Origin of the sequence: Arthrobacter sp. HMWF013 (genome assembly GCF_003061105.1) — a bacterium.
Taxonomy (GTDB): domain Bacteria; phylum Actinomycetota; class Actinomycetes; order Actinomycetales; family Micrococcaceae; genus Arthrobacter.
The window spans coordinates 3,850-9,087 of record NZ_QAIQ01000506.1 but is presented as its reverse complement, the minus strand read 5'-3'; the positions used below and the strand labels follow the sequence as shown (position 1 = coordinate 9,087).

General features: G+C 65.3%; 5 protein-coding genes. 1 reads left to right on the top strand and 4 read right to left on the bottom strand.

The window, feature by feature from the left end; all coding sequences use genetic code 11:
• Nucleotides 1-318: 318 nt before the first annotated feature.
• Both DBR22_RS17825 and DBR22_RS17820 read right to left on the bottom strand, forming a co-directional pair.
• Nucleotides 319-867 carry a hypothetical protein gene (locus DBR22_RS17825; protein ID WP_108600117.1) on the bottom strand — a complete coding sequence of 183 codons (549 nt, stop codon included), beginning with the start codon at nucleotides 865-867 and terminating at the stop codon, nucleotides 319-321.
• On the bottom strand, nucleotides 864-2,132 hold the full coding sequence (locus tag DBR22_RS17820; RefSeq protein ID WP_108600116.1) for a serine/threonine-protein kinase: 1,269 nt from the start codon (nucleotides 2,130-2,132) through the stop codon (nucleotides 864-866). Before DBR22_RS17820 ends, DBR22_RS17825 begins: the two co-directional genes overlap by 4 nt.
• A 187-nt stretch (nucleotides 2,133-2,319) precedes the next feature.
• On the opposite strand from DBR22_RS17820, the gene DBR22_RS17815 reads away from it, so the two are divergent.
• Nucleotides 2,320-3,621: a glycoside hydrolase family 26 protein gene (locus DBR22_RS17815; protein WP_258229275.1), complete on the top strand. Its 1,302-nt coding sequence runs from the start codon at nucleotides 2,320-2,322 to the stop codon at nucleotides 3,619-3,621.
• A gap of 1 nt (nucleotide 3,622) precedes the next feature.
• Here DBR22_RS17815 and efeB read toward each other — a convergent pair whose 3' ends face one another.
• Both efeB and DBR22_RS24725 read right to left on the bottom strand, forming a co-directional pair.
• The gene (gene efeB, locus DBR22_RS17810) at nucleotides 3,623-4,981 is read right to left on the bottom strand and encodes an iron uptake transporter deferrochelatase/peroxidase subunit (protein ID WP_108600115.1); all 1,359 of its coding nucleotides are present in this window, start codon (nucleotides 4,979-4,981) and stop codon (nucleotides 3,623-3,625) included.
• A partial coding sequence (locus tag DBR22_RS24725) for an imelysin family protein (RefSeq protein ID WP_308810234.1) occupies nucleotides 4,978-5,238 on the bottom strand: 261 nt, incomplete at its 5' end. The genes DBR22_RS24725 and efeB, both read right to left, overlap by 4 nt.

Below are 5,238 nucleotides of genomic sequence, written 5' to 3'. Positions count from 1 at the left end.
GGGTGCCCCAACCTCAGTTTTAGCGATGTGGTGGCGCCCGTAAGCCGGTCGTCCACCGGTCGCCTCGCCGCTGCACTTGGGCCATCTCAGTAACCGCGTGTTTCCGCCATTCCCGGATTCCCGTATACCCCGCCCGAGTTAATGCCCGGTGAAGGTGCTTATACGCTACGCGGAATGGCGACGGTAAAGGCGAGCTCAACCCTCACGCCTCGGAAGCTGGGACTTGAGAGATTTGGGAACTGGCCGGGGCACTTGGTGGCTTTCTACGTGGAGGTCCACCAGTAGAAGTGGGCATTCGCCATGACCAGAATGGTCCCGTCAATCGTTCTTGTTCTTGCCCTTGCCCTCGTTGCCCTTTCCCTGCTGCGGCTCAGGGGCGGGCGGCGGCGCAGGGGCCACCTGGGCTGGTGCGGTGCCTTCCTGTGTCAGTGCAGCGTTCGTCGCGGATTCGGCGTCAGCTTTGGCTTTCTCGACCTCGGCTGCTTCCGCGGCGGCGGCAGCAGCCGCCTTCTCAGCAGCCATTGCGGCCTCAGCGGCGGCGTCAACAAGGCCAGCGAGATCGGCCTGCAGTGCGGCCGCGTTGGCCATGATACTTCGGCGCCGGTCCTCGGATATACGGCCGCTGCGGGCTGCCAATTCAACTTCTGCTTGCAGGTTGTCCAGACGTGTGAGCGCGGTGGCGTGGTCATTCATGGCCGCAGCCTGGGTCACGCCGAGCACAAGTTCCTGGAGGCGGTGGGCGGTGTCGCGCTGTAGCCCGGAATCGGAGACACCGCAGCCGACGAGTCCGCACACAAGCAAAAGGGCTGCGGCGAACCGGGCTCCGTGTGCCCGGGAGCGCTGACCTCGGGAGTGACGGCCGGTCATGGTTGCACGCTCTTTTGAAGTTCCTGGAGGTGGTCTCCCAGTGTGCCGGTGACCACGGGGTAGGTCGCGACGCCGGAAGGGGACGGAGGGGCCTGGCTTGCGGTAAGTGCGACTACTCCTCCTGCCAGTCCAAGGAGGACCAGGATGGCCATGGGGAGCGCCAGCTTTTGTCCCTTCCGGGAGGGGCGGCGTGTTTCTGGAGGAGTGCCCGGCTTGGGTGCGTCGGCTCCTGCCAAGGATTGGGTGGCCTCGGAGGAAGTACTGGACTTGGAGTGTCCTTTGGTTGGGCTGGCTGACCAGTTGGGGGAGGGCGGTCCTGCAGTGATAGATGGCGCCCTGAAGGGCCTGGCTGGCAGTACGCGGATGGTTTCGCGTGCAAGTTCACCGGGGGTGGATGTCGGGGAGACAAGGGCCTGCCGCAGGGCCGCCTCGATGTCGGCGGATTTGGGGCGTTCAAGCGGATCCAGAGCGGTCATCGAGCGGATCAGGTCGGCCCACCCGGCTGGAAGGTCCTGGGGAATGGTCGGTGCACGGTAAAGTCTGGCCACGGCGGATTCCACAGCGCTGCCGGGGTACTCCGTTGCCTGTTTGATGCATTCAAGCAGGACCAGCCCGAGCGAATAGATATCTGTGGCGGGACTCAGTGGGGAGCCCATGGCCTGTTCGGGGCTGAGATACGCCGCGGTGCCGACCATTGCCCCGGTGACCGTGAGGCGTGTTGAATCGGCGATTCGTGCGATACCGAAATCGGTGACCTTCGCCCGCACCGGTTCCCCGGGGCGGGTCTGCACCAAGAGGATGTTGCCGGGCTTGATATCACGGTGAATGATCCCGAGACCGTGGACGTAGGAGAGCCCGTCAGCGATCCCGGCTCCGATGACGGCGAGTTCGTCCAACGGGACAGCGCTGTGTCGGATCCGGCTGCGCAGATCCTGTCCCTCAATGAGTTCCATCGTCAGGAACGGCCGGGGCTCATCCGGGATGCGGATGTCGATGCCGGTATCGAACAACGTGACAAGACTGGGATGGTTCAGGGTTGCCAGCAGCATGATCTCAGCTTCCTGGCGTTTGAGTTCGTCCGCGTCGTGGGGCTGGGGTGCGAAGAGCTTCAGCGCTACGTCCCGACCCAGATTTTCATCCTTGGCCCGGTAGACGGAGGACATCCCACCGCGGCCAATCACCTCGCCCAGCCGGTATCGTTCGCCGAGCACTTCACTGCTGATGGAGCTCTGCGATTCCGCCACTACGCGTTCCTTCCGATGCATTTGCGGCACACTGTATATCTCAGATCATAAGCCCCCTTACTATATGCGAGTCTTGGCATGCCGGTCGTCACCCACAAGGAAGGCGGCAGGAAAGGACTCAAGCCATAGTGGCAAGAGACTCTGGAAAGCCGGGCTCGTCCGGCGTAATCTGCCCAATGCCGGCATGTCCGGAAATGAGGATCGACGAATGGCTGGCCAGTTGGGGGTGGCGCGGATGTCAACGGTGACTGCGGAGCAAGGTAACGGCGGCAGGCAGGGGAAGGGCTCCCCGAAGTTCCGGCAGGCCCTGGCGATCGCAGGAATCATCGCGGCCGTCGTTGGCGGAGCCGCGGTCTTCAACAGCCTGTCCGCAAGCTCGCAAGGCCACAACCAACAGCAGGGCCAGGCCGGGAAACCCGTCCCCACAGGTCCGGTGTGCGAGGTGGCGGACCGTGCGTCGTTGGTGCCGGCAAGCGGGCAGTTGTTTGGTGTGAACCTGGACTGGCATGCCAAGGCCCTGGCCCAATATTCCTTCGAGCTTGGGCATAAACCAGCGGTAACCGTCCTTTCCTCCGACTTTCCCTATGACCAGGAGGACAAGGCCATCCTCCAGCGCGATATTGTGCAGATCCGCGCCCACGGCCACATGATGCTGCTGACGCTGGAGCCCTTGAACGGGCTCTCAGGGGTCACGCCCGATTCCGCGAAGGCCCTGGCGGCAGATCTCGCGGAGTTCAATAACGACGGCGTCCCTGTCATCGTGCGGTTTGGCCAGGAAATGAACGGCACCTGGCAGCCATGGTCCCAGCAGCCGGCCCAGTACATTGCGGCTTTCCGGACTCTGGCCGACGCCGTCCACACGGGTGCTCCGGGTTCGGCGATGATGTGGGCGCCCAGCTATGGCGGTGGGTATCCGTACCCCGGCGGGCAGTTCGAAGCCAAGGCCGGGACCCCGGAGTTCACCGCGCTGGATACCGACGCGGACGGCGTCCTGACCACCGGCGACGACCCCTACGCCCCTTACTACCCGGGGGACGACGCCGTGGACTGGGCGGGCATGTCCCTGTACCACTGGGGAACCGTCTACCCCTGGGGCGACAACGAACTACCGGAGGCCAACAAGTTCGCGGATCAGCTCACCGGAAACTACGTAGGCGACAGCCCTGACGACGCCCTTCTTCCGGACTTCTACCAGGCTTACGGGGTGGCCCACGGCAAGCCCGTCGCCATCACGGAGACCGCCGCACTCTTTGTCCCGGGCGCCGGGGGAGCGGACGAACTTGCCATCAAGCAGGCCTGGTGGGGCCAGGTCTTCGGCCAGGCAACGGCTGCACGTTTCCCTCAGCTGAAGATGCTGACCTGGTTCGAATGGGACAGGGAAGAACCGGACGTCACCGGCAGGGTGGACTGGACCGTCACCAACACCCCTGCCATCCGCGACGCGTTCAAGGCCGCCCTGCCGGGCTGGCTGCACTACGGTCCGGCAGGGTCCTGCCAGCCACGCGACTGACTCAGGTAAAGAGGCCTTCGCCGATGAACCCGCCTGGCTGCACGCCGGGAGGCACCGCTGCCAGCGCCGAGCCGGTGTGCTCCAGGTACTCCACGGCAAGTGTGTCCTGCTTGGCCATGGCCATCTGCATGGGGACGTAGTGGGTGCGTGGATCTTTGACGAAGGCAATAAAGAACAGGCCCGCGTCCAGGTGTCCGAGCCCGTCGGAACCGTCCGTGTAGTTGTAGCCGCGGCGGAGCATCCGCACGCCGTCGTTCTGGTCCGCGTGTGCCAGCCGGACGTGCGCATCCATACCGATCAGCGGTTCACCGTCCTTGCCCTTCAGCGAAAAGTCCGGTGATGTGAACTCCTTGCCGCCGGACAGCGGGGACCCTTCGGACTTTGTCCGTCCGATCAGCTGTTCCTGTTCCCTGAGCGACGTGCGGTCCCAGATTTCGATGTGCATGCGGATCCGGCGTGCCACCAGGTAGCTTCCGCCCTCCATCCAGGCTTCACCGCCACGGGTGCCCGGGCCTGCCCAGACATGTTCGTTCAGCAGGTCCGTGTCCTCGGCCTTGAGGTTGTTGGTGCCGTCCTTGAAGCCGAAAAGGTTGCGCGGCGTCTGCTGGTTACGGGACGTCGATGAGGTGCGGCCGAATCCGAGTTGGGACCAGCGCACCCGGACTGTGCCGAAGCCGATCCGGGCGAGATTGCGGATCGCGTGGACGGCGACCTGCGGATCGTCCGCACAGGCCTGGACAATGATGTCCCCGCCGCTGCGGTTCGCTTGGAGGTCATCGCCGGGGAAATGCGGGAGGTCGATCAGGGCGTCGGGCCGCCGGCCGTCGAGGCCGAAGCGTGCTTTGCCGTCCTTTTCGAACAGGCCCGCTCCGAACCCGAAGGTCACGGTGAGCTTGCCAGCGCTGAGGCCCAGCGCTTCGCCGGTGTCTTCTGGCGGGGCGTTATAGGGGCCGTCCACAGCACCCGTTGCTCCGGTTTCCCGGCCCAGAGTCATCGCTTCCGCCGCAGCCGTCCAGTCCTTCAGGAGGCGGATGAGGGCAGCCCGGTCCTCGGTGGTGACATCGAACGCGGCCATGTGCAGGCGGTCCTGGGCGGCAGTGGTGATGCCGGCCTGGGTGGATCCGTGGAAGGGCACAACATCACCGGTCCCGGCGTCGGCAGGGGCAGCCACCGCAGCCAGGGCGTCCTGGGTGAGCAGGCCCGCAGCCAAACCGGCCACGGCTCCCGCACTGCCCACGCCGGCCAGCGCGAGCAGGCCCCTGCGGGACAGGCGCGACGCCGGCGCATCACCTGCCGGGGAAGGCGCCGCGGCGTCTCCGGCAGGGCCGGCCTGGCCCCCGCTGAAAGGGCAGCCGCTCACAGGACGACGGCGGCCGTGAGGTTGGACAGCGGCTCACCCAGGGCATCCACCAGCGCGGCCAGCTTCTGGACCTGCTCAGGGGCCAGTTCGTCGTAGTATACGAAGCCGTCGCCGCGGGCATGCTGGGTGAGTTCGGCCTGCAGGGCGGCGAACTTCTCTTCCAGCGACGTGGCCAGTTCAGGGTCCTTCAGCTCGAGCACGGGCTTGAGGTTCTCGAAAGCGATCCGTGCGCCGTCCACGTTCGCCTGGAAGTCCCA